1 protein-coding gene is annotated in these 308 nt (G+C 46.4%); it reads right to left on the bottom strand.

The features are described from left to right. Positions 1-80: 80 nt before the first annotated feature. Positions 81-308: hypothetical protein (locus tag E1163_RS30795; RefSeq protein WP_221417846.1), on the bottom strand; the 228-nt coding region annotated here is incomplete at its 5' end.

Here is a 308-nt window from a genome sequence, read left to right as displayed (position 1 = left end):
TCCATAGCCGTTAACTTAAGGGCGAAAAGCAGCGCCGTAGGTGCTGAATGTGATTAGCCCGGGGTGCAACCCCGGGAAATCTAATCAGTGGTAAATGTGCCATAGGAAACCCCCGCCATGAAATGCTGACCGCTTTGGCACACATAGCAAAAACAAATTTCAGCACATTTAGCCCCTAAGCAAAGAAATATAAAAACGGCCGCTCCAATGTTATTCAATCCATAAAACATATGGTTGGTGGTGAAAACACAAACAATGGGGCTTTCGGGAGGTGAAGGTTTTGTTGACGCATCCGTGTTTGCCTTAGC

This window comes from Fulvivirga kasyanovii (assembly GCF_009711405.1).
In the GTDB taxonomy this organism is placed as follows: Bacteria; Bacteroidota; Bacteroidia; order Cytophagales; family Cyclobacteriaceae; genus Fulvivirga; species Fulvivirga kasyanovii.
The sequence above is the reverse complement of the archived record's forward strand: the minus strand, read 5'-3'. Positions and strand labels throughout refer to the sequence as shown.